This is a genomic window from Sphingobium indicum B90A (assembly GCF_000264945.2).
In the GTDB taxonomy this organism is placed as follows: Bacteria; Pseudomonadota; Alphaproteobacteria; order Sphingomonadales; family Sphingomonadaceae; genus Sphingobium; species Sphingobium indicum.
Genome location: NZ_CP013070.1, coordinates 3,466,003 through 3,486,764, shown reverse-complemented (window position 1 = coordinate 3,486,764; position 20,762 = coordinate 3,466,003). Strand labels below are relative to the sequence as shown.

Below are 20,762 nucleotides of genomic sequence, written 5' to 3'. Positions count from 1 at the left end.
CTCTCGCAGGACGTCAGGGGCCGACTGGCTCCGGCTGGTGTCGCGGCGTGAATATTGACGGAATGATCTGTTCGTTCGGACCGCAGGCCAGTGCATTCGCACTGCTTCGCCGTTTCAGCAGGTCGAGCTCGCGAAGAGCGGCCCGCATGTCTGCCTGAAAGCGGGGGTTGCGCTGCATCACTGTCAGTGTGACCGACGCGGATAGACGTCCCGTTTCGACCGCACTCGCATTGTGAACGCCGCACACAACACGGCTCTCACCATAGGCGCGACCGCGTGCGAGAATTGGAACCGCACGCTCCGGCAGCAATTGTGCAAGCAATGTAGCCCACGTCCATCCGCGCGTCGTGTGACCCGAGGGATAGTCGTAGCTGTTCGTAACCTCGGCGGCTGGCTGACAGATTGGTCCAGCGTCGATCTTAAAGGGTCTGGCGCGCTGAAAGCGGTTCTTGGCCTCATTGTTGACCCGCGCCGTGTCAGCGGCGGCGGCAACCAGGAGGGCGGTGAGCCGTGGTGCCTTCTCGGGTGTCAGACTCAACCCGGCAGCACAGCTGAAGTCTCGCAGGAGGTCACCCGGCTTTTCGCTCACATCTCGAGTTGCCAAGCGCCAGCGATCGCTATTTTGGAGGGCTCTGGTCTTCAGGAAGATGGCGCGATCGGCCTCGTAACGCGGGTCGCCAACCACAGGAGCTGGCGGTATGACATCGATGATGCTGAACGGCGTCGCCGGTAAGTACGTGGCGGCCGATTTCGGCTCGCGAGCGCCCGACGCTGTATAGATCGCTAGGCTAGCGATACATACGATTGCCGACCGCAAAGCCCATTTTGCCATCGAAGAGTGGCAACCGGGGCGGCCGACAGTTGGCGGCGAATGATCGAGGGATGCCATGTGCCTATCCCAGATAGATGATGCGGTGAAAGGCGAACATGTCGTCGAAGGAGCAGAATTCCGGTGCTCCCAGCGTGATCACCGGCGACTTCGATGCGAGTTGCTGGGCCCAGCGGTTGAAAGTCCTCGCAAATGTGATCTGCTCAGCCGCGGTCAGCCAGGCGACGAAGTAGCCCAGAGAGATGTGGAAGCGGTAAGTGTCTGGCGTCGGGATTGGGACTTTGGTCACATCTGCGATCGCGCGGCGGAGGTCTGCGAGCTTGCCACGTTCTGCCTCATCGACTGGAAGTAGCCGTAGCGTGAGGGGAGCCCCGTTCGTCGGGTCTTGGGAGGGATCGACTTTCATCCTTATGGGCAGGCTACATCCAAGGCGAGCCGCCTTGAGCCGTTCCGCAAGGATTTCGGTGCACCGCTCGATCGGCATGTCGATCGGAAGATCGGCTGGCCAGGATTTGCGCTCGCGGGGCTTGTCATTCGCTCCACCGAATATCGTCATATGGTAGCTCGACGGCGGAAGTAGCGTGATCTTGCGAACGAACGGATGTGCCGGAGCCTCCCGATAGATGTCCAAAAGCGCGTTGAAGCAGCCGGAGTGCTCCCCTTGCTGGGGAACATGGCAAATGACAGTGTTGCCCGGAAATGGGTGGACGCGGCCGTCAGCATAGAATTTCGACCCGACGTCTGGGGGAAATTTCGAACGAACCTGTCTCGCGGAGACGGGCGCGCCTACAACCGCCGTGGCTCCCGCAGCCATGAGTCCGAGAAAATTGCGACGGTCGGTTGAATGCATCTTCATCTGTGCGGTTTCTTCGCTGTTGTCTGTCTGGCTGGGGAGCATGATGCGCGTTCCCAGCGAGAACCGAAAATTGAACTTTGACCAACGGAAATCGCCTGCATCTGATCGTCTGTAATTCGGTAGATGCGTTGACAGTCTCGTTTCCGGGCACGGCAGACAAATTTTCTCGAAGGCTGGCTGCCGTGGCATGAAACCGTCACATTCAAGCATCGGCCCGAAGACCAAACTTGCAGTGTCGGTCCATCGAATCTGAGGGCAGTATGTGCCGGTAACCCGAGGGTTTGACTCCCCCGTCAGGGGGGAGTGTTTATTCGAAGCCTGAGCCCGGCGACCCACCCCCACCTAGCCCTAGTATGCAAGGTGGAAGTTCGCGCCGACATAACGACGATCATCCCGCGGAACGAAGCGGACTACGCCTTGGCCGAACGTGCCCAAGTTGGTGGAATAGGACTTGTCTGTGATGTTCTTCACGACAAAGTTGAACTCCCAATGATCGCCGCCCAGCAGACCGAGTGAAGCGTTCCAGATTCCAAACGCGCTCTGCACAGTCGTTGGCGTCTGGTTGATGCTGTACTGGACCTCGCTTTGCGCATTTGCGTCGGTGGTCAGGCGGATCGAAAGGTCGCCGCTCAGCGGAATTTCGTAACTCGCGCGGACGTTGCCCTTCCATTTCGGCGCATAGGGCAGCGGCTGACCATTGATCTGGCACGACGCGGCTGCACCCACAGGGCAGGTGAAATTGTCGACGCGGGCGTTAGTGTAGGCGCCACCGGCGGACAGCGTGAAAGCTCGCGACGGCTGAAGGGCCACATCGACTTCGACACCTCGCGTCGAGACCCTACCAGCATTGATCAGGCGCGTGACCGGCGATCCGTTGAACGTGTCGAAGAAATTGACCTGATAGTTTTTGAACTTGTCCAGGAAAGCTGCGATGTTGAAACGGAGCATATCGTTGAAGAAGCGCGACTTCAGGCCGACTTCAAATGAATTGGATGTCTCCGGGCTCAGTGCCGACGTGTCCTGGGGCAACATGCTGAAGGCGACGTTGTAGGCGGGGCCTTTGTAGCCGCGACCATAGGTGAAATAGGCCATCGCCTTAGGCGTAAGGTCGTACTGCACGCCCGCACGACCCGAGAATCCGGTGTTGCTCGTATTTCCACCCGCCGTAAACGCAGTCTGGATGCCGGTGACCGGTGTGGGCGAGGTCGAGGTTCGGGCAAAGGAGTAAGTTAGCTCATCCCGCGTAACCCGCCCGCCAAGCGTTCCGCGAAACCGTTCGGTAAAGTGCAGATTCGCTTCGCCGAAGCCAGCATAGCTCTTGTTGGAAACACTATAGTTGGCGACACCAACAAAGCTCGCGCCGGTGCCTAGCGTGGTCGTCCGCTGATAGCGTTCCGTATCGTCTCCCTGAAAGTAGAAGAGACCCACCTGATAGTCGATGAACTGGCCCTTCGGAGATGCGAGCCTCAACTCCTGAGAATACTGATCGAAGTGCAGATTGCCGATGTCGTGTTGCTGGGCAAAGGCGGTCGTCGCACGCGGCAGACGATCCTGATCCTGCGCTTGGTCATTCTTCCACCCTCTCCATGCGGTGATGGAGGTGAGCGTGTAGTCTCCAATGTTCCAATCGATCTGGGCAGACAGGCCGTAATTTTTGTCCTCGGCGTTGGTGAAGTAATTGGAGTTAATTGAACGGTTTTCCGCGCTTGGTACAACCGGCGCAACCGCCGTCGCGAACGCAGGGAAACTGGTCACGGCGTTCGTCGGATATGCGATCAGTGTCGTCGATGAGACAACGCCCTGGGGCGTGGTGTTCCGTGCATCGGCATAATCGCCGATGAGCGTTATGGTGAGGTCTTCGGTAGGTTTGAACTGGAGCTTGCCCCTCACACCGGCGTTGCGGAAGCCGTTGACCGTGCTGTTGTCGAACACGTTCGTCACATTGCCATCGTAGTGAGAATAGGCGCCGGTAAGGCTGAATGCGACCTTTTCGCCCAGCGGACCGGAAACACCCGCGCGAGCCCTCCACTCGTCGCCGCCCGTGTAATATCCAAGGTCGAAAAACCCGTGGAATTCATCGCCGGGCGCGCGCGTGACAATGTTTACCGCACCGACCGAAGCGTTCTTTCCGAAGAGGGTTCCCTGCGGGCCGCGCAGGACTTCGATATGATCGATATCCATCAGGTCCATGCTGGCCTGACCTTGACGCGCGAGAACCACGCCGTCGATCACGGTTGAAACCGTGGGCTCAACGCCGGGCGAGGTCGATACCGTACCAAGACCTCGGATGAAGAGCGCCTGATCCTTGGCCGATGCCGTGTTACGGAAATTCAGAGATGGGACGATCGTCGAAATCCCCTGCAGGCCGGCGCGATTTTCGGAACGCAAGATGTCCCCACCAACGACCGAGATTGCGATCGGGACCTTCTGGAGAGGCTCCGCGCGACGCGTAGCCGTGACGACGATGTCGCTTGTTTCGGTCGCGCCTTCGGCGACAGGCGGTGCAGCGGCCTGGGCATGAGCTTGCGAGCCGAACGCCATAGCGATCATCGCTGCAGTGCAGGCTGTGCTCGTCAAACGCACGAAGTTTGAGCGATTTCCAGACATTTGATCCTCCTTTAGCACGGTATGGATGCGTCGAAATCACTCGCCGCAAGTCCGCTTGGCAGCCTCTATGCCACCAATGCGGCACAAATACACTCATAAAGTGTAAGTCTTATGACATTATTTTTGTGAAGGCGCTGTTGTTTCCACGCGCGACAGGTGCAATCACCTAGGGTGACAGGAGAATTGCTGGCAAAATGTCCGAGAACGATCCCTCTTTTGCGAAGCTGATGAACAGCGAGCGAGCTGTGCTTGACGCGCTATTCCGCGCTGGCAGCACCACGCAGGGCGACTTGGTCAATGCATTCGATCTGACTCAGCAGTCAATCTCACGCATCGTGGGTGGATTAACGGACCGGCAGATGGTCGCTGCCGGCGAAAAGGTGAGCGGCGCAAAGGGATATCGAACCTCGGCGCTCAAGCTCGTCGGAGACTTCGCCCATTCAATTGGCGTGTCGATCACCGCTGGAACGGCATCGCTCGTGGTGATGAACTTTGCCGGTGAGGTGGTAGCCCGGCGCAAGGCTCATCCCCGTACCATGGGCGTGGAAAATGTTGCCGAGTGGATCGAGGGTGAGATGCGAGGCGACCTCGGGGAAGACGTTCGGCGCGGTGGCTTTGTCGGCCTTGGTATCAGCATCGCTGGCTCGTTCATCGATGCGCGATCTTTCAACACGCCGAGCTATCTTGAAGAGTGGGCCGGAATTGACGTGGAGAACATCCTTCGGACAAGGCTCGCCTGCTCCGTATTTGCGGAGAACGACGGTAACGCCGCAACGCTTGCCGAAGGCATGCTGGGCGTTGGTCGCTGGGCGCCGAGCTTTGCGTATCTTTACCTCAGTTCCGGCGTCGGCGGTGGTCTCATGCTGAACGGCGACCTGTGGCGCGGGCGCTATGGCAGGCTCTGTTGCAAAGATTGGCGGCAGTCAGAGGTAGGCTGTCGCTCTGCGCCGATCAGGCGGCTGCTGCGAAATGGTGGTTGAGCATGCCCATGGCCTCCGTCAGCGCCGAGGGCCCAATGCCAAAAGCTCTCTCCACAAGGCGCACCTCGCCCCTGATGCCGGGCTGCAGGCACCAGGGGCGAGCCTGTCCTTTGCGCAGGGCTCGCATGACTTCGAATCCCTTGATCGTGGCATAGGCCGTGGGGATCGATTTGAAACCGCGCACCGGCTTGATCAGTATCTTGAGCTTTCCGTGATCGGCCTCGATCACGTTATTGAGATACTTCACCTGCCGGTGGGCCGTCTCCCGGTCCAGCTTTCCTTCGCGCTTCAATTCGGTGATCGCTGCACCATAGCTCGGCGCTTTGTCGGTATTGAGCGTGGCAGGCTTTTCCCAGTGCTTCAGGCCTCGCAGGGCCTTGCCCAGGAACCGCTTCGCTGCCTTGGCGCTGCGGGTCGGCGACAGGTAGAAATCGATCGTGTCGCCCCGCTTGTCGACTGCCCGGTACAGGTAGGTCCACTTGCCCCGCACCTTGACGTAGGTTTCATCCAGGCGCCAGCTCGGATCAAAGCCACGCCGCCAGAACCAGCGCAGCCGCTTCTCCATCTCCGGGGCGTAGCACTGGACCCAGCGATAGATCGTCGTATGGTCGACCGAAATGCCGCGTTCCGCCAGCATTTCCTCAAGGTCGCGATAGCTGATCGGATAGCGACAATACCAGCGCACCGCCCACAGGATCACATCACCCTGGAAATGGCGCCACTTGAAATCCGTCATCGTTCCGTCCGTCCAATCTCCGCCAAGCATGCTCAAGCTTCACGATTTTTGCAACAGAGCCCATTTTTGCCACACTGGCGGAGTTTGAGCGGGATATGATCCGCGAGCGCACCATGGCTGGCCTGGCCGCTGCCCGCGCGAGGGGACGCAAGGGTGGCCGCAAGTTCGCCCTCTCCAAGGCCCAGGTGCGGCTCGCTCAGGCTGCTATGGCCCAACGCGACACGTCCGTTTCCGACCTCTGCAAGGAACTCGGGATCGAGCGCGTCACTCTCTACCGCTATGTCGGTCCCAACGGGGAACTCCGGGATTACGGTCAGCGCGCGCTTGCTGCCAAAACGCGATGATGATGACGGGAGCCCCGATCAAACTTACCCAAGCGGACGCCGCAGACGTTGCAGACCTGTACAACCGTTGCAGCGACTATTTCCTGTTGCAGGACGGGGCCGCGCCCACGCTGGACGATGCTCGCGAGCTTTTCTCCGATGTGCCGCCCGAAAAGAGCGCCCACAATCAAGCTGTCCTGGGATGGAAGGGGCCTGGCGGCCTATATGCAATCGCGGCCATCCTCCGCGATTATCCGCGTGATGGCACATGGGGCTCTGTTGCAAAAATCGTGAAGCTTGAGCATGCTTGGCGGAGATTGGACGGACGGAACGATGACGGATTTCAAGTGGCGCCATTTCCAGGGTGATGTGATCCTGTGGGCGGTGCGCTGGTATTGTCGCTATCCGATCAGCTATCGCGACCTTGAGGAAATGCTGGCGGAACGCGGCATTTCGGTCGACCATACGACGATCTATCGCTGGGTCCAGTGCTACGCCCCGGAGATGGAGAAGCGGCTGCGCTGGTTCTGGCGGCGTGGCTTTGATCCGAGCTGGCGCCTGGATGAAACCTACGTCAAGGTGCGGGGCAAGTGGACCTACCTGTACCGGGCAGTCGACAAGCGGGGCGACACGATCGATTTCTACCTGTCGCCGACCCGCAGCGCCAAGGCAGCGAAGCGGTTCCTGGGCAAGGCCCTGCGAGGCCTGAAGCACTGGGAAAAGCCTGCCACGCTCAATACCGACAAAGCGCCGAGCTATGGTGCAGCGATCACCGAATTGAAGCGCGAAGGAAAGCTGGACCGGGAGACGGCCCACCGGCAGGTGAAGTATCTCAATAACGTGATCGAGGCCGATCACGGAAAGCTCAAGATACTGATCAAGCCGGTGCGCGGTTTCAAATCGATCCCCACGGCCTATGCCACGATCAAGGGATTCGAAGTCATGCGAGCCCTGCGCAAAGGACAGGCTCGCCCCTGGTGCCTGCAGCCCGGCATCAGGGGCGAGGTGCGCCTTGTGGAGAGAGCTTTTGGCATTGGGCCCTCGGCGCTGACGGAGGCCATGGGCATGCTCAACCACCATTTCGCAGCAGCCGCCTGATCGGCGCAGAGCGACAGCCTACCTCTGACTGCCGCCAATCTTTGCAACAGAGCCCTGGCTCGAACGACAGTTGAACGACCCCTATGTCCGCCGCGCCAAGGCGGAAGGGTGGCGCAGCCGCGCCGCCTTCAAGCTGATCGAGCTGGACGAGAAGTTCCATTTCCTGAAGGGTTCCCGCGCCGTGGTCGACCTGGGCGTGGCGCCGGGCGGCTGGGCGCAGGTGGTGCGGAAACTCTGCCCCAAGGCGAAGGTGGTGGGCATCGACCTGCTGCCGACCGATCCCATTCCGGGCGTCGCCCTGTTCCAGATGGACTTCATGGACGACAAGGCGCCCGCCTTGCTGGCCGAGGCGCTGGGCGACGCGCCCGATCTCGTCATTTCCGACATGGCGGCCAACACCGTCGGCCATGCGGCGACCGACCATCTGCGCACCATGGGCCTGGTTGAGGCGGCGGCGATGTTCGCCGTCGAAAACCTGCGCAAGGGCGGCACTTTCGTGGCCAAGGTGTTCGCGGGCGGCACCGACGCCGACCTGCTGGCCATCCTCAAGAGGCATTTCACCACGATCAAGCACGCCAAGCCCCCCGCCAGCCGCAAGGGCAGCGTCGAATGGTATGTCGTGGCCCAAGGCTTCAAGGGGCGGCCCGAAGAAGGCTGATCGGGCGGAGCCGACCGATCGTTACGCCAAGCCATTGAAATAACCCCGTGTTCCTGCGAAGGCAGGAGCATGGCGGGGCTGGACCCATTGGGGCGCAGGGGGAACATCATTGGTTTCGACGGTATCGACGGTCGCCTATCTGGGGCTGGAAGCGCGCGGCGTGGAGGTTCAGTGCCAGCTCGTGCCCGGCCTCCCCAATTTCATCGTCGTCGGCCTGCCGGACAAGGCGGTCGCGGAAAGCCGGGAACGGGTGCGCAACGCCATCGCCGCCATCGGCCTTTCGCTGCCGCCCAAGCGGATCACCGTGAACCTCTCGCCCGCCGACCTGCCGAAGGAGGGGTCGCATTTCGACCTTCCCATCGCGCTGGCGCTGCTGGGCGCCATGGGCGTGATCGATGCCGAGACGCTGGCGGGCTATGTCGTCGTGGGGGAACTGGGGCTGGACGGCCGCATCGCCCCGACGCCCGGCGTGCTGCTCGCCGCGCTCCATGCGGGGGAGCGGGAACTGGGCCTGGTCTGTCCGGTGGCGCAGGGCGCGGAAGCCGCCTGGGCCGGTCAGGTGGAGGTGATCGCCGCGCCCGACCTGCTGGCCATCCTCAACCATTTCAAGGGCGCCGCCGCCCTCTCGCCCCCGCGCCCCGGCGAGGTGGAGCCGCCCGTCCGGACCGCCGACCTGCGCCAAGTCAAGGGCCAGGAAAGCGCCAAGCGCGCGCTGGAGATCGCGGCGGCGGGCGGCCATAATCTGCTCAAGTTATCTCCACAAGACCCTCAATTTGAAATGCGACAGTTCGAGTTGGAGATCATAGCAGAGTGCTACCGGAGGTATGGATCGCGCCCGTCTGCTGCCGTCCGTTGAGGGAGGCTTAATCGTTCTCCGCTTGCGGCGGGTTCTCTTCGTCAATGAGCGCCTGAAGGACCCCAATGGGCGTGTCGTCCTCTAGCCGGATCATAGCGCCACACGAGCACCCAACGGCCTTCTGGAGCCTGATGACCCGATAAGGAACGCTCAGCTCCTTCCCGCACTTAGGGCAGTCCACCTGGGCCTTAATGTCGTCCAGCTCATTCGCCATGGTCGTCTGATACGCCCTTGTCAGGAATGAGTCACTCTGCTGCCGTGACGGGGCTCTCGTCCTTAATCAGTCCGACGATGCTCCGGGCGCCCATATGTATGAGAGCCGCGAACAACATTGCAGTGAAAGCTGATATGCCCTGCGCCGATGAAGCGCTGGAAATTGACTGACGCAAAGCCACGACGCTTATTAGTGCTCCGGCGATTATATTTGCAAAAGTGGCAGTGAGCTTGATCTGCTCGTTCGCTCGCTTTGCCTGGATAGGGGTACAGGGCTGGTATTGTTCGATCGCTCGGATGAAATAATCCGCCAGGCGGCTAATGTAGACGCTTCCTGCCACTGTCAGCGTCAACCGTAGGTTCTCTCCGCTCATAAGACCGAACCATACTGCACGTTCAGGGATCATGTGGACTACGGCACACGCCACGATGAACATGAACACAAACAGGTTCGCACGGCGCCAAGCCGGATAGTCCTTCAATTCCATCTTTCATCTATACCATCGGGAGGGCGCATAGAAATACTTCAGTCCATCACCAGCCGCTTATCGGGAATTGAGCCCGCAAGGTCTCCGGCGCTGACATTCCAGGCCCGCGCCAAGGCGTCCAGCTCCGCACGGGACATGCGGTCCCCGTGGCTGATTGCGGTAAGCCTAGCGGCCGCTATGCCTGTCTGGCGTGCCAGCTTGGCCGTAGGCGTGCATTTCTGCATCTGCCAAGCAGCGAACCAGCTCGACCCCGTGCGGATCATGTGGACAACCGGGTGACTTTCGGACCATGTGTCCAGCAGGCGCGGAATGGGCTGCTCCCCTTTTCGGCGGCTCATTGTTTCTCCCCGAAAGCCCAAATCATTTCCTGAAGCTGCGCCTCGTCATAGGAGACCCCAGCGTCACCCCAGGGCATCGGAAGGTTCTTGCTGTCCTCCAGTCTGATCCTTGCAACGGCTTCACAAGTGGCGAGCCATTCGCCCTCTACGATCCCGCAGGAGTCCATGAGAGCACCAAGGAGCGCCATGCGGACTGAAAGGGCCTCCGCTGCCACGACGGGCGGCTTAAGGCGCTGGTGGGCCGCAAAACGCTCCAGACGGGCACGTCGGGATTCTACAGGCCCTTGGGCATAGGCGAAGGCGTCCACCAGCATATCGCCGGTCAGCGCCACGGCGTTGATTTGGTCGAGCGGAACCGCAGCGGCTGAAGGGGCAGCGGCGAGGGGCATTGCGTGCATTTCGATCCTCCAAGGCGACTCAGGGCATGGAAGGAGGATAGAACAAAAGACGAACAAAGAGAATGGTCCGGATTGATCTGATTAGTTGAATTTGAAGGCCCATCTGGCCTATGCGCTCCGCCGCGCATTCTGCGCAAAGGGGGAAACCATTGATGATTAAAAAGTTTGGAGCGGTCGCTCTGGCGGCTGCCATTGCTCTCCAGTGCGTCCCGGCGATGGCTAACGGGATCATGGTCGAAGCGAACGGCGCTCGCGCTCACGGTCGCTGGGGAGGCGAGCTGGGCTTGGGATACACGTTGTCGGCTGGCGGCTTCTCGCTTCGCCCGATCGTTGGCGCGTTCATCTACCAAGGCGACAACGATCGCTATTATGAGGATGACCTGAGCAACGGCCAGACACGGTGCCGCGACAGCACGAACGGCCAGTTCGCCAAGGATAGCCTGTGCGACAATACGGCCGTGAAGGCCTACGGGAAGATTGAGGCGACCTATTCCATTCCGCTCGTCGCGGAGATCGGGGGCGGCGCCCGCTTCAGCAGCGACAAGGTCCGGCCGTATGGAACCGTCGCGGTGCCGCTCGCGCCGAAGATCAGCGTGAAGGGCAATGCGGGTCCCAAGTACTACGCGCTAGGCCTGAAGGTCGGTTTCTAAATTTCTCAGGTCGGAGGAGCCGCTCGGGGCCGCAAAGCTCCGGGCGGACACAGCGACTAGAAGGCCACAACTTGGCCCGACCGTGCGGCTTTATCCGCCGCGTCCATCGCTCCGGCGGTTGCTAGGACCGCAACGCCGACCGCCAACCCCAGGAGGACCCGGCTCGGCTTATAAATTGCATCGGCCTCAGCGCGTCCCAGCCGATAGCGGGCGATCATTGGGATAGAAAATAGCGCTGTGGCGAATATCCACGCTCCGAGCGCTGCCATGCCGCTGCCCATCGTTGTCGCCCCCTGTCCGTCAGTTCCGAGCGGCTTCCTATTGGGTCTTCAAGTCTCCCGCAAGGTAGCCGGCTGCCCGAGATCATCCGCGACTGGAGAACATCGGCAATCCCGAAAAATACTCACTTTCTCGCTGGAGCCGCCATGGATCAGGCAGGCAACAGGGAGAAGTCAGTGAGTGCCTTGGATAATTATGCAGCAGCAATCGGGGAATTGAGAGCCGCGATCGGCGCCAATATCTCGATCAGGCGGTTCGGGTTGCTTCTGGCGCTCACCAATAAACCGGGATCGACGCTTGCCGAGCTGATGGTGGTGACGAAGGACGCGCAGACAACCGTTTGGGAGGACCTCCAAGCTCTGATGGCGCCTCCGCAGGCGTCCGGCCGGTATCAACTGGTCCGCGAGGTTCCGGGTGAAGCCAGCGAGGCCCTTCGCAGCTATGTGCTGACCGAAAAAGGGGAGAGGGTCATCAAAGGCTTCATGGACCGGGCGAGGGGACTGCAAGGGCCGGCGGATGACTGAGGACCCTATCGGCTCCCTATCGTCGGCCTTGGGCGTTCTACGAGGCGCTCTGTGGATGGACGTAACCGCCGAGACGCTCGACATCGTTCTAGCGGTGATGCGGCAGGAGGGGCTTACCGTCGATCACTATTGCGAGATGGCCGATGGAAATCCGTTGAGGATGCGGCGGACCCTGCGCCTTCTAGCAAAGGATAATCCCCGGGTGCCCCGCAGCCGCGCCCTCATGGTGATGGAAGGCAACTTAAGAGGCTTCGAGAAGATCAATTTAACCCCGCAAGGGCGATTTATAAGGGGCAAGCTGCTCGAAGTGTTTGCCGCAGGCTAGAGGAACGTCCCCCACCCGAAATCCGGCGGCGCCTAAATGAGGGCGAATGGGGACGCGACGTCAGCAACACATGATTTCGGCGCTCCGGTCGATCCCTAGAGAAAACCGCAGAAAACCAAGTGATATTGCCTAAAGGCAGCAATTAGTGCGGACATATGGATAGCTGGCTCAGCGGGCTAACGGCTCGGACGGCAAAACATTAGTCCTCACATAGGGAAAGCGCCGTCTGCGTCCCCCTCCTTCGGTGGAATTGGACCGGACAGACAAAGAACCCCTCCAATATCCCTATAGGGTCTCTTAGGGTTCTTGAAGCGCTTTAGGTACCTAGCATTTGATCAATAAAGAAATTCTCCATGAGTGATACACCTTCAGGAGCCCTTATGTGCCCTGCGGCTTCTACTCAGCTCCGGCCGGCCTTAACGGCTATGCGTCAACTTCTTAGCGGTGAAATCAAGACACGGTCTTTTCTCGTGGCGTCGTTTGACCCTGGGGCAGGAAAGACTGGCGCTTTGTGTGCCTTTTTGAAGTCGTGGAAGTCTTCCAGCTTTCAGCCTCCTTCAGGAGCCCTCGTTGTTCTGTCGACGAGGAAAGAGATCGAGAGTTGCATCCATAGGGCGGACCTAGAGCCGTGCGATTTTGCAGTCCTCGTCCAAAAAGGACTGGAGCTAAATGAGCGAGGCAGGCCGGATACTGAGGGCGCTCCCGTCCTCTTCACGACGCAGGAGATGCTCCGGCGTCTCTGCCACGGGGGCTCATTTGCGGAAGCAGCGAGCCTACATTTTCAGGGGCGCCCAAGGGTCCTCAGGGTATGGGACGAAGCGTTCCTGCCATCGAGCCCCGCGACGATCCGAAAGGACACCCTCGTTAGCGCCCTAGAGGAGCTTCGCCCGATCCATCCGGCACAGGCAGAGGCCCTTGAGGCTCTCGCGGCACCCTTGGAGGCGGCGAGTGACTTCCAGGCCGTTGAGGTTCCGACCTCGGCCGGCAGCGCCTACATGACCCTCAGGGATCATCTGGGGCTGGCAGCGGCGGAGCGCTGGGCGCCACTTCAGGGCTTGGCGGGCCGGCAGGCGGTCACCGTCAACGGAGGCAGCAAGGGCCTTTACCTTTCCGGCGGGGGCTCACCGCTTCCCGAAGATTTTGCACCGGCTCTCATCCTCGACGCCTCGGGCAGGGTCCGGGAAACCTATAAGGCCATGGAGGCCATCGGTCTCCTTCTGCGGCTCCCAGCCACTCCCACGGACTACAGCCGTTTGACCCTGCATCATTGGGACCGCGCTGCCAGCCGATCGACCTTGAAGGACCCGAGAGCCCGCAGAGAGATCATGGCGGCCGCCGCTTCCATCATCAACGCAAGCGCCCCGAGTGAGCGGTGGCTGATCATTCATCCTAAAGCTCGGGCTTCGGACGGCTTCGATGCCTTCAAGGACCTGTGCGACCACGTAGCCTGCCCTGAGCGGCTTGCTGCCCTTCATTGGGGAAATCACCATGGCACCAACGAATACCGAGACATCCGCAAGGTCATGGTCCTCGGCCTCTGGACGCTGCCTCAGCCGGCCTACACCGCTCTCCACCTCGCGGCCGGCGGCACGATCGAAACGGCTGCGGATAAGGGAACTATCGACGCCATCAGGGCCGGAGAGCACAAGCACAACCTTCTCCAAGCCATCTGCCGCGCCTCGGTACGGCAGGGCTCCGGAGGCGTCTGTGGAGAATGTGAAGTGTTCCTGATCGGCAAGCTAGGACCCAACGCCAAGGGCATTCTCCAGGAGACCTTCCCGGCCGCCGAGGTAGTTGAATGGACCCCGGAGGACTTGAGGCTGAAAGGCAGCGCCCTTCGGGTCGCGCAGGAGCTTGAACGGTGTTTCGGAGAGGGAGGGTTGGGGGAAATCTCCAAGGCAGCCTTGAGGGCCGCTCTGGGCCTCCAGACTACCGACGCCCTCGCTAAGGTGCTCCGGCGGGATGATTTCCGGACCTGGGCAGATCGGCGGGGTATTGAGGTGACTACGAGGGCTTTGAGGGTCCGACGCGTCCCTATCGAGCGCTTCTCTTTCGGCCCCTCCTCAGCATCATCCCCGGCGCCCCTGTAGCGTCGACCTCCTCACAAAATATCCGGGTAAAATCAGCACAGGATTAGGCGCAAGCTACTAGGTGTATTAGCCAAATAGGACACATGAGGCGCTTAATAGATACCCGATTATTTTCGGTCACGAAGGAGCCGCCTCGCTTCCGCCGAGCACCTTGTAGACGGCACTCCGGGAACAGTTCATGCGGCGGGCAATCTCGGTTGCGCCTAGTCCCTCCTCCTTAAGCCGCCGAAGCTCAGCCGCGTCCAGCGTGACCGGCCGGCCCTTATAGCGCCCTTCGATCTTCGCTTTCTCGATGCCGTCTTTTTGGCGCTCACGGATGAAGCCCAGCTCCATCTCCGAGACCATGCCTAGGACCGTCAGCACGACCTTGCCCATCGGTCCCGACGTGTCGACGGCTGGCTCCAGAACCCGCAGGGCCGCCCCACGCTCCTCTAACTCATGGACGAGGTTGAGCACGTCGCGGGTCGATCGGCCCAGCCGGTCCAGCTTCGCCACCACCAACGTGTCCCCGGCCTGAATGAAGTCCATGATGGTCTCCAGCTCCGAGCGGCCCTCGCGGCTCCGGCCGGACACCTTCTCCATGCGGACGACGCTGCACCCCGCCTCCTTCAGCTTGGTAACTTGGATGTCCGTGGATTGGCTGGAGGTGGAAACGCGGGCGTAGCCGATCATGCTCATGGGAGTGTAGCTCCTTGCTGTGTGCACTAAGGTCTAAGACCCTGTCGGCAGAGTGTCAACTAAATTTGCAAACCACCCTAAAAACACACTCAGCGGCGTACCAAGTGTACGTCGCGTATGGGTGTACCTTAGTGGACAGTCGGGCGGGGGTTTGAATGTCTAGGCTGGAGAGCTGCACAGCCGGCCGCCGGATGCCTAAATGCCTCAGACATTCTAAAACCGGCGCAGCAGGACGGAAGGGTGGGCAGGGCTCCTCCCGGTCCCGCCAAGATCGCCTGCCCACCTTCACGGGTCCCCTGCCGGCCTTTGGGTCCCTACGGGTCCCCTTCCGCTCCAGCGGGCTCCCCCTGGGCCGTTGGACGAAATCCGGTTCGAAACTGGCGGCTTCGCTAAGGCGCTCACGCGGGCGTCAGACCTCAAGCAAACACACGGTTTCCCTGAGTTTTCTGGCGGATTTAATCGGGTGGATGCTCTCGTGAGGTTTGGGACCAGGTTGCCGCCCGGTCCCGCCCCACCGCGTTAGTCTGCGCGGGCAGTCAACTTGGCTGTCTTGTATTTTAGAACCACAAGTGGAGCTTCAATCAAGACAATAGCCAGTCCGATCAATTTCGCCGCTACCACTGGATTTTGAATTAGGTAGGCGGCGATGGATGTAAAAGTGATGATAGCTTGTCCTTAGAGTTACGAGGCGTCCGACCATTCGGCGCAGGCACTCCTTGCCTCGCTTCTCCACAGCCCGCCAGAGCCTCACCGCTCCATAACCTAGCTACGGGTCCCTTTCCGGGTCCCCTTTTTGGGTCCCATCCTGCCCATGACGGTTCCATCTGACCCATGTTTGGGTCGGGAAGAAAGCCCCTCCTGGGCAATCAAATTCCTGCCGGTCCCTAGTAGGACCCCAGGGCTCGCCGCTCCTCCTTAGGTGGAGGACACCCCCATCAACCTCAAACAGAATACCTATGACTACCCCTTCGGCCTCTCACTGGGCCGCGCAAACTCTCACGTTCAAGAAACACCTCATCCGTATCGTCACCGTCGATCGGGTCCCGTGGTTCGCTCTCGAAGACATCAACGACGCCTTGGGATTTCCGGCGTCTCATGCGGCGCGCGCCTTCTCCACGGATTTTCCTGCACATGCCCGGATGGAGTGTCTAGAGGACACCGAAGAAGGCCAGAAGGACGCGACCATCCTTTCCCCTGTCGGCGTCTGGTACTTCACCATGGCAACGGACCGTTACAGAGGGCAAGCTCTGGCGAGTTGGGCGAAGAAAACTGCGATGGAGTTCTTCCCCGATGCGGCCCCCACGGACCGCAGGCTTTATCTCACGCTCGACGAAAACGGGGAGGTCCCTGAGTACCCTGCCAAGTTTTCGGGCAGGCGTACCGAGTGGATCAACCTCAAGACCTCGCCGGCATATCGGGGCACGCGTTACCGCTCGTAGCCTCCGCCCCATCAGCGCCCTCGCGCTTCCCCAACGACAATTACACTAAGGACGCCCATGTCTTTCTTCGGCCTCTTCGGCCAGAACCGCGACACGACCGCCGCGCAAAATCCGGTCATTAACCTCCCAAAGCCTCCTCCTTCTAGACTGCCGTCAGGCGTTGGGTCCTTCGATTTACCCGAGCTGCCTCCGGTAGGACAGACGCCCCCGATTGTCGCCGATCTCCCTAAGGCTCCTCCTCCGGCAGCCCGGAGGGCCAGCCTGTTCGACAAGGATCACCGGAAAGAATCCTTCCTGGCGATCGCCGCAGGCATGGGGCAGGGTCTGAACTTCGGCGACGGTTTAGGGGCGGCAGCCCGTAACCTCTACGGCCTTCAGCAGGACCTCCGCCAGGAGGGCCGCCCGGTCCTCGGCGGACCCGATGATGCCTTCGAGATTTACACGGACCCGCAGACTGGCGAGCGTAGCTACAAGCCCGTCAAGGAGTTCGTGGAGTACAACGAGAACAAGCGGACGAAGCAGAAGGACGTGGCCGACATCAACGGCCGGGTCATGTACGCCATCTCGCAGCTCCCCGAGGCCGATCGACCGGCAGCCTATCAGGACGTCTTGCAGAACCCGCATTTCTACGGGGTCGACCCTGACGCAATGCCGAGGGAATATAGCCCGACCTATGGGTCCCTCACGTCCAATATGGGCATGACGGTATCCCAAGCTCTCACAAGGGCTCAGGCGGCCGCCAACTCTGCCAATGCCGAGGAGCACCGGGACATCGTTGATGAGGACCGCAGGCGCCGCACGGGAATCTACGAGGCCAGATCGGCTGCCGCAACTGCTCAAGGGCAAGCCCGGATCGGCATAGCCAGCGAGGCATTGGGCCTGCGTAAAGCCGGGGGCAGCGGTGGCCGCCGGGGGAAGTCGGCACCCAGCCAACAATCAACCGCCGATCTCATTTCATTTCTTAGAGGCAATTAAACATGGCAGCCGATCCGAAATTGGAGGCTCTTCTGGAACTGGAACGCCGGGGCGCCCTCCCGCCCGACCTTGCCCAACGGCTCCAGGCATATCGCAGTCAGGGCGTATCCAAGACGACCGCTCTCAGCCCCAACGGGCAACCACGACAAACCGATGAGGAACGGTTGGAGCTGAAGACTTCCCGTGACAAAGCAAGGTCGGCCTTGGCTCTTATTGGCCGCGTCCAGCCGCATTTGGACCGTGTTAAGACCCTATACGATGCCAACCTGAAGGGCGCCGGCCCCGTCCAGTCCCTACGGGAATACCTCCCGAGCCAGCGGAACGCTCAGTTTGACGCCGCTGTAGCCCCTCTCCGGCAGATGATACGGCAAGCGAACCACAAGCCCGGTGAAGGCACCATGTCGGACTTCGAGAGCAGGCTGGCGCTTCAGGGCGTTCCGGACAGGTGGAGTTTCGACGGCGCCAACGAAGAGGCCCTTCGGAACCTCCAGGTATTCTTGGACACCAGCCGCGACTCCTACTCGAAGCAACTGGGTCTTCCCAAGGCTCCGCCCCGCAGGCCAGCACCGTCGTCCGGCGGCTGGACCATCCGAGAGGAACGCTGATGCCGCGTTTTAGGATCACAACTCCGGACGGCAGAACGTTGACGGTGGAGGCCCCGCAGGGGGCTAGCCGTGACGAGGTTTTGCGGAGAGCACAGGCTCACGTTCAGGCACACCCGGCGCCGCCAAGATCGACCAAAGACACTCTCGCCGGCATCGCGGGCAACTATTTGGACGCGATGATCCCCGGTGCGGCGGGTGCGGTCCGTGGCGGGCGAGAGGTGCTCCTTAACGCCGTCCGGGCTCCCTTCAGTGCCTCGGAGGATTTCGAGCCGATGAAGGCCTACAGTCGTGGGCAGGCGTTCCAAGAAGCGCGACAAAAGGCAGCCAGCGAGGCGCATCCCACGGCAGCGAACGTAGCTGCTGGGGCGGGAATTGTCGGCGGTCTCACGCTCCCGGCGACGAAGATCGCCAAGGGCGCCACCCTCTTCCAGAAGGCCAAGGCCGGCATGAAGACGGCGGGGGCCTACGGGGCACTCTCCGGCGCCATGTCGTCCAAGGACGAGACGCTTCTAGGACGTGCAGCCGACACAATCAGCTCAGGCGTGACCAGCGCGGCTGTAGGCTTGGGCCTTCCTTATGCGCTCAACGTCGCCGGGAAAGTTGCTGCGCCCATAGTCAGGCCTATAGCTCGCCCGGTCACCGGCATGATCGGCAGGGGCCTCGAAGGCCTGAGCGATCACGTTCCGGGTAACCTCGGAAACTGGATTGCCGCAGAGGGCCGCCAGCTCGCTAGGGACCCCGTCCAAGCGGCCGCTAATGCTCAGCTCGGGCGGGAAATCGGCGCCATTTCCCATCCGCAGACAGGGAGGCCCCTCAGGGCTCCTCAAGTCGCCGAAGAGGTCCAGCGCCGGCAGGCCTTGGGGGTCCCGGCGGTTGCAGCGGACACCGAGGACACCTTGCGACGTCGGTTTGCCTCGGCTGTCCGTGCCCCTGGGCCAGCGACGTCGCGGGTCCGCCAGCTCGTGGACGAAAGAAAGCAGCAGGAGGCCGCTCGGACCGTCGATCACATAGCGGCTTCTCTGGGTCCTGTCGGGAACGTCGAGCGGCAGGCGGAACAGCTAAGCGCCCAAGCCAGGGCCGCAGCCGCCCCTCTGTATGAGATTTCCAACGCTCAGCCGATCCCCGTGGCTCAGGAGTTGCAAGAGCTCTTCAGTCGGCCGGCCGGTAAGCAGGCGATGCAGCGGGCCACTACGGCGCTTGAGAACGAAGGGATTGCGCCCTTTGCTAAAGGGCTCATCGAACGTCCGGGCGGCGTCTGGGAGGTCGGACAGGTCCCTACGATGCAGACGTATGACTACGCGAAGACGGCGTTGGATGATGCTGTATTCGGCGGCCAATCGCCCTTCGCAACCGTCGACGCGACCCGTGATATGCGTGGCTCAGTGGCGATCAGGTCTCGGCTCCTCGACCTCATGGATGGGGACGGAAGCGGCCCTCGGTTCAACCCGCCGGCTACCCATGAGGCCGCCAACGTCCCTACATCCATTGGGACCGATATGCTTGCGGGCCATGCATTGATGCCTCTAGGGATGGGCAACAGTCTGCCGATCCGCCTCGACACTCCGGGACCTTGGACGGGCCAGCGGCTCCACGGGGAAGCCGAAGAGGCGGCCGGGAACGCTTGGCGCTCTTCGGTCCCTCCCGAGGGCCTCAACCCCTACTGGAAGCCTGCGAGAGAGGCCTACGCAGGGCCGGTCCAGAACCGAAAGGCTCTCGAGCTCGGCGAAGAAATGGCGCGAGCGGATGCCACTGACGCCGCCAGTCGAATGGAGGGCATGACGGGAAGTCAGCTCGATCATTTCCGCCTTGGGCATCGTTCGGGCCTTGCCGAGAACGTCCAAAAGACGCCGGACTATGGGGACGCTGCAAACCGTCTCGCGGGGGCCACAGGCAAGCGTGCAGCAATCGAGACCGTCCACGGCCCAGAGGCCGCCGGAGCCCTCTATGGCCGCCTAGAGCCAGAGCAGGAGGCCAACCGTACTTATCGCGCCATACGGGGCGGTTCGAGCGACCGAGCTCCTAATGCCAACGAGCAGGACCGGGCGATCGAGGAGGGCGCTAAAGGCATCCTCCAGGCCATCACCGGCCACCCAGGCGCCGGGGTCCGTGGCGTCCTAAGCGCTCTTGCCCGTGGCGAAGAGGGAGGCGCCGCCGTCAACAACCGCATCGCGGAGATACTCGGGGAGCCTGACCCGAAGACGCTCGCCGAAGCCATGCGGGCGATCAGCCGCGAGAAGGCTCGCCGCGCATCGGTAAGCCAGAACGCCGGCAAGGCCGCGCAGAAAGCCAGCCGCTTCGTGGGTGCCCTCGCCGGAACCAACCTGATCGAGCCGGCTGATGATGAACCCCTCTACTGATCCTTGTCATTAGGGTAGCCGCAAACATTGACCCCCTGTCGTCCCTCTTGGGCCGGCCGGGGGTTCTTTTTTCATCCTTTGCTGCGACAGAGGGGTGGGGCATGAAGAGCGAGAAGGAGGCTAGAAGATGATCGCTTGGACCATCACACCAGATCACGCCGATTTGCTGGCGTCTGCCTACTTGGAACTGGTGGACCCATCGGCGGACCCTCAGGACCTCGGGACGGCCCTCCTTGCCGACAGCCTGCAAGGTGTCCAGGCCGGAGAGGGACGGAAACTTGCTCGGGAGTGGCAGGCTGTGGAGGCATACAGTTTTTCGCGGGTGCCCATAGCGGCCCGTGAGAAGGAAATAGCCGATGCTGTGGCCTTGGTGTCCGATACAGCCCGATCGGCTTCGGGATGGTATGAGACCGACACCCGCCGCGCTTTGGCGGAAATATGGGAGACCTTGGCGCCTTGA

At 61.3% G+C, this 20,762-nt stretch carries 21 protein-coding genes and 2 pseudogenes; 15 read left to right on the top strand and 8 right to left on the bottom strand.

The window, feature by feature from the left end:
* Nucleotides 1–13: 13 nt before the first annotated feature.
* From SIDU_RS16875 to SIDU_RS16865, 3 genes are all read right to left on the bottom strand, one after another.
* Nucleotides 14–889 (bottom strand): acid phosphatase, encoded by an 876-nt coding sequence (locus tag SIDU_RS16875; RefSeq protein ID WP_233431846.1) that lies wholly within the window; start codon nucleotides 887–889, stop codon nucleotides 14–16.
* Nucleotides 890–893: 4 nt separating this feature from the next.
* Complete coding sequence (locus SIDU_RS16870) at nucleotides 894–1,727, bottom strand: DUF1868 domain-containing protein (RefSeq protein WP_007683002.1); 834 nt, start codon at nucleotides 1,725–1,727, stop codon at nucleotides 894–896.
* Between the two features lie 306 nt (nucleotides 1,728–2,033).
* On the bottom strand, nucleotides 2,034–4,292 hold the full coding sequence (locus tag SIDU_RS16865) for a TonB-dependent receptor (RefSeq protein ID WP_007683004.1): 2,259 nt from the start codon (nucleotides 4,290–4,292) through the stop codon (nucleotides 2,034–2,036).
* 194 nt (nucleotides 4,293–4,486) lie between these two features.
* Between SIDU_RS16865 and SIDU_RS20115 the strand changes: the two genes are divergently transcribed.
* A complete protein-coding gene (locus tag SIDU_RS20115) occupies nucleotides 4,487–5,272 on the top strand; it encodes an ROK family transcriptional regulator (protein ID WP_073507167.1) in 786 nt (261 codons plus the stop codon).
* Here SIDU_RS20115 and SIDU_RS16855 read toward each other — a convergent pair.
* Nucleotides 5,244–6,008 (bottom strand): IS6-like element IS6100 family transposase, encoded by a 765-nt coding sequence (locus tag SIDU_RS16855; RefSeq protein WP_001389365.1) that lies wholly within the window; start codon nucleotides 6,006–6,008, stop codon nucleotides 5,244–5,246. The genes SIDU_RS20115 and SIDU_RS16855 overlap by 29 nt on opposite strands.
* Before the next feature lie 62 nt (nucleotides 6,009–6,070).
* Here SIDU_RS16855 and SIDU_RS16850 point away from each other — a divergent pair.
* From SIDU_RS16850 to SIDU_RS16830, 5 genes and pseudogenes are all read left to right on the top strand, one after another.
* A pseudogene (locus SIDU_RS16850) lies at nucleotides 6,071–6,352 on the top strand (recombinase family protein); the annotation flags it as partial.
* Complete coding sequence (locus SIDU_RS16845; RefSeq protein ID WP_148663265.1) at nucleotides 6,349–6,699, top strand: hypothetical protein; 351 nt, start codon at nucleotides 6,349–6,351, stop codon at nucleotides 6,697–6,699. The pseudogene SIDU_RS16850 and the gene SIDU_RS16845, both read left to right, overlap by 4 nt.
* Nucleotides 6,665–7,429: an IS6-like element IS6100 family transposase gene (locus SIDU_RS16840; protein ID WP_001389365.1), complete on the top strand. Its 765-nt coding sequence runs from the start codon at nucleotides 6,665–6,667 to the stop codon at nucleotides 7,427–7,429. Before SIDU_RS16845 ends, SIDU_RS16840 begins: the two co-directional genes overlap by 35 nt.
* A 28-nt stretch (nucleotides 7,430–7,457) precedes the next feature.
* Nucleotides 7,458–8,087, top strand: coding sequence for an RlmE family RNA methyltransferase (locus SIDU_RS16835; protein WP_050983528.1), 630 nt, complete (start codon nucleotides 7,458–7,460; stop codon nucleotides 8,085–8,087).
* Nucleotides 8,088–8,196: 109 nt separating this feature from the next.
* A pseudogene (locus tag SIDU_RS16830) lies at nucleotides 8,197–8,847 on the top strand (magnesium chelatase domain-containing protein); the annotation flags it as partial.
* A 341-nt stretch (nucleotides 8,848–9,188) separates the two neighbouring features.
* Here the strand turns inward: SIDU_RS16830 and SIDU_RS16820 are convergent.
* From SIDU_RS16820 to SIDU_RS16810, 3 genes are all read right to left on the bottom strand, one after another.
* Nucleotides 9,189–9,644, bottom strand: coding sequence for a hypothetical protein (locus SIDU_RS16820; protein WP_007681919.1), 456 nt, complete (start codon nucleotides 9,642–9,644; stop codon nucleotides 9,189–9,191).
* Between the two features lie 38 nt (nucleotides 9,645–9,682).
* A complete protein-coding gene (locus tag SIDU_RS20110; RefSeq protein WP_233431903.1) occupies nucleotides 9,683–9,868 on the bottom strand; it encodes a helix-turn-helix domain-containing protein in 186 nt (61 codons plus the stop codon).
* A gap of 110 nt (nucleotides 9,869–9,978) precedes the next feature.
* Nucleotides 9,979–10,380 (bottom strand): hypothetical protein, encoded by a 402-nt coding sequence (locus SIDU_RS16810; protein ID WP_007681916.1) that lies wholly within the window; start codon nucleotides 10,378–10,380, stop codon nucleotides 9,979–9,981.
* 152 nt (nucleotides 10,381–10,532) lie between these two features.
* Here SIDU_RS16810 and SIDU_RS16805 point away from each other — a divergent pair, with 152 nt between their 5' ends.
* The 4 genes from SIDU_RS16805 to SIDU_RS16790 all read left to right on the top strand — a co-directional run bounded on the left by SIDU_RS16805 (nucleotide 10,533) and on the right by SIDU_RS16790 (nucleotide 14,248).
* Nucleotides 10,533–11,030, top strand: a complete 498-nt coding sequence (locus tag SIDU_RS16805; RefSeq protein ID WP_233431902.1) for a hypothetical protein — start codon at nucleotides 10,533–10,535, stop codon at nucleotides 11,028–11,030.
* A 425-nt stretch (nucleotides 11,031–11,455) separates the two neighbouring features.
* Nucleotides 11,456–11,833 carry a hypothetical protein gene (locus SIDU_RS16800; RefSeq protein ID WP_007681911.1) on the top strand — a complete coding sequence of 126 codons (378 nt, stop codon included), beginning with the start codon at nucleotides 11,456–11,458 and terminating at the stop codon, nucleotides 11,831–11,833.
* 55 nt (nucleotides 11,834–11,888) lie between these two features.
* Nucleotides 11,889–12,158 (top strand): hypothetical protein, encoded by a 270-nt coding sequence (locus SIDU_RS16795; protein ID WP_129965433.1) that lies wholly within the window; start codon nucleotides 11,889–11,891, stop codon nucleotides 12,156–12,158.
* A 935-nt stretch (nucleotides 12,159–13,093) separates the two neighbouring features.
* Nucleotides 13,094–14,248: a hypothetical protein gene (locus SIDU_RS16790; protein ID WP_129965434.1), complete on the top strand. Its 1,155-nt coding sequence runs from the start codon at nucleotides 13,094–13,096 to the stop codon at nucleotides 14,246–14,248.
* Between the two features lie 117 nt (nucleotides 14,249–14,365).
* On the opposite strand, the gene SIDU_RS16785 is transcribed toward SIDU_RS16790, so the two are convergent.
* Complete coding sequence (locus SIDU_RS16785; protein WP_007681906.1) at nucleotides 14,366–14,926, bottom strand: recombinase family protein; 561 nt, start codon at nucleotides 14,924–14,926, stop codon at nucleotides 14,366–14,368.
* A gap of 956 nt (nucleotides 14,927–15,882) precedes the next feature.
* Between SIDU_RS16785 and SIDU_RS16780 the strand changes: the two genes are divergently transcribed.
* From SIDU_RS16780 to SIDU_RS16760, 5 genes are all read left to right on the top strand, one after another.
* The gene (locus SIDU_RS16780) at nucleotides 15,883–16,365 is read left to right on the top strand and encodes a BRO-N domain-containing protein (RefSeq protein WP_007681904.1); all 483 of its coding nucleotides are present in this window, start codon (nucleotides 15,883–15,885) and stop codon (nucleotides 16,363–16,365) included.
* 57 nt (nucleotides 16,366–16,422) lie between these two features.
* Nucleotides 16,423–17,340, top strand: coding sequence for a hypothetical protein (locus SIDU_RS16775; RefSeq protein WP_007681902.1), 918 nt, complete (start codon nucleotides 16,423–16,425; stop codon nucleotides 17,338–17,340).
* 2 nt (nucleotides 17,341–17,342) lie between these two features.
* On the top strand, nucleotides 17,343–17,945 hold the full coding sequence (locus SIDU_RS16770; RefSeq protein WP_007681900.1) for a hypothetical protein: 603 nt from the start codon (nucleotides 17,343–17,345) through the stop codon (nucleotides 17,943–17,945).
* 167 nt (nucleotides 17,946–18,112) lie between these two features.
* Nucleotides 18,113–20,302: a hypothetical protein gene (locus SIDU_RS16765; RefSeq protein WP_129965435.1), complete on the top strand. Its 2,190-nt coding sequence runs from the start codon at nucleotides 18,113–18,115 to the stop codon at nucleotides 20,300–20,302.
* 127 nt (nucleotides 20,303–20,429) lie between these two features.
* Nucleotides 20,430–20,762 carry a hypothetical protein gene (locus tag SIDU_RS16760; protein WP_007681896.1) on the top strand — a complete coding sequence of 111 codons (333 nt, stop codon included), beginning with the start codon at nucleotides 20,430–20,432 and terminating at the stop codon, nucleotides 20,760–20,762.

Excerpts from the sequence above, each read along its gene's own strand:
- SIDU_RS16875 (WP_233431846.1), bottom strand. The coding sequence starts at position 889 with ATGGCATCCCTCGATCATTCGCCGCCAACTGTCGGCCGCCCCGGTTGC.
- SIDU_RS16870 (WP_007683002.1), bottom strand. The coding sequence starts at position 1,727 with ATGCTCCCCAGCCAGACAGACAACAGCGAAGAAACCGCACAGATGAAG.
- SIDU_RS16865 (WP_007683004.1), bottom strand. The coding sequence starts at position 4,292 with ATGTCTGGAAATCGCTCAAACTTCGTGCGTTTGACGAGCACAGCCTGC.
- SIDU_RS20115 (WP_073507167.1), top strand. The coding sequence starts at position 4,487 with ATGTCCGAGAACGATCCCTCTTTTGCGAAGCTGATGAACAGCGAGCGA.
- SIDU_RS16855 (WP_001389365.1), bottom strand. The coding sequence starts at position 6,008 with ATGACGGATTTCAAGTGGCGCCATTTCCAGGGTGATGTGATCCTGTGG.
- SIDU_RS16845 (WP_148663265.1), top strand. The coding sequence starts at position 6,349 with ATGATGATGACGGGAGCCCCGATCAAACTTACCCAAGCGGACGCCGCA.
- SIDU_RS16840 (WP_001389365.1), top strand. The coding sequence starts at position 6,665 with ATGACGGATTTCAAGTGGCGCCATTTCCAGGGTGATGTGATCCTGTGG.
- SIDU_RS16820 (WP_007681919.1), bottom strand. The coding sequence starts at position 9,644 with ATGGAATTGAAGGACTATCCGGCTTGGCGCCGTGCGAACCTGTTTGTG.
- SIDU_RS20110 (WP_233431903.1), bottom strand. The coding sequence starts at position 9,868 with ATGCAGAAATGCACGCCTACGGCCAAGCTGGCACGCCAGACAGGCATA.
- SIDU_RS16810 (WP_007681916.1), bottom strand. The coding sequence starts at position 10,380 with ATGCACGCAATGCCCCTCGCCGCTGCCCCTTCAGCCGCTGCGGTTCCG.
- SIDU_RS16805 (WP_233431902.1), top strand. The coding sequence starts at position 10,533 with ATGATTAAAAAGTTTGGAGCGGTCGCTCTGGCGGCTGCCATTGCTCTC.
- SIDU_RS16800 (WP_007681911.1), top strand. The coding sequence starts at position 11,456 with ATGGATCAGGCAGGCAACAGGGAGAAGTCAGTGAGTGCCTTGGATAAT.
- SIDU_RS16795 (WP_129965433.1), top strand. The coding sequence starts at position 11,889 with ATGGACGTAACCGCCGAGACGCTCGACATCGTTCTAGCGGTGATGCGG.
- SIDU_RS16785 (WP_007681906.1), bottom strand. The coding sequence starts at position 14,926 with ATGAGCATGATCGGCTACGCCCGCGTTTCCACCTCCAGCCAATCCACG.
- SIDU_RS16780 (WP_007681904.1), top strand. The coding sequence starts at position 15,883 with ATGACTACCCCTTCGGCCTCTCACTGGGCCGCGCAAACTCTCACGTTC.
- SIDU_RS16775 (WP_007681902.1), top strand. The coding sequence starts at position 16,423 with ATGTCTTTCTTCGGCCTCTTCGGCCAGAACCGCGACACGACCGCCGCG.
- SIDU_RS16770 (WP_007681900.1), top strand. The coding sequence starts at position 17,343 with ATGGCAGCCGATCCGAAATTGGAGGCTCTTCTGGAACTGGAACGCCGG.
- SIDU_RS16760 (WP_007681896.1), top strand. The coding sequence starts at position 20,430 with ATGATCGCTTGGACCATCACACCAGATCACGCCGATTTGCTGGCGTCT.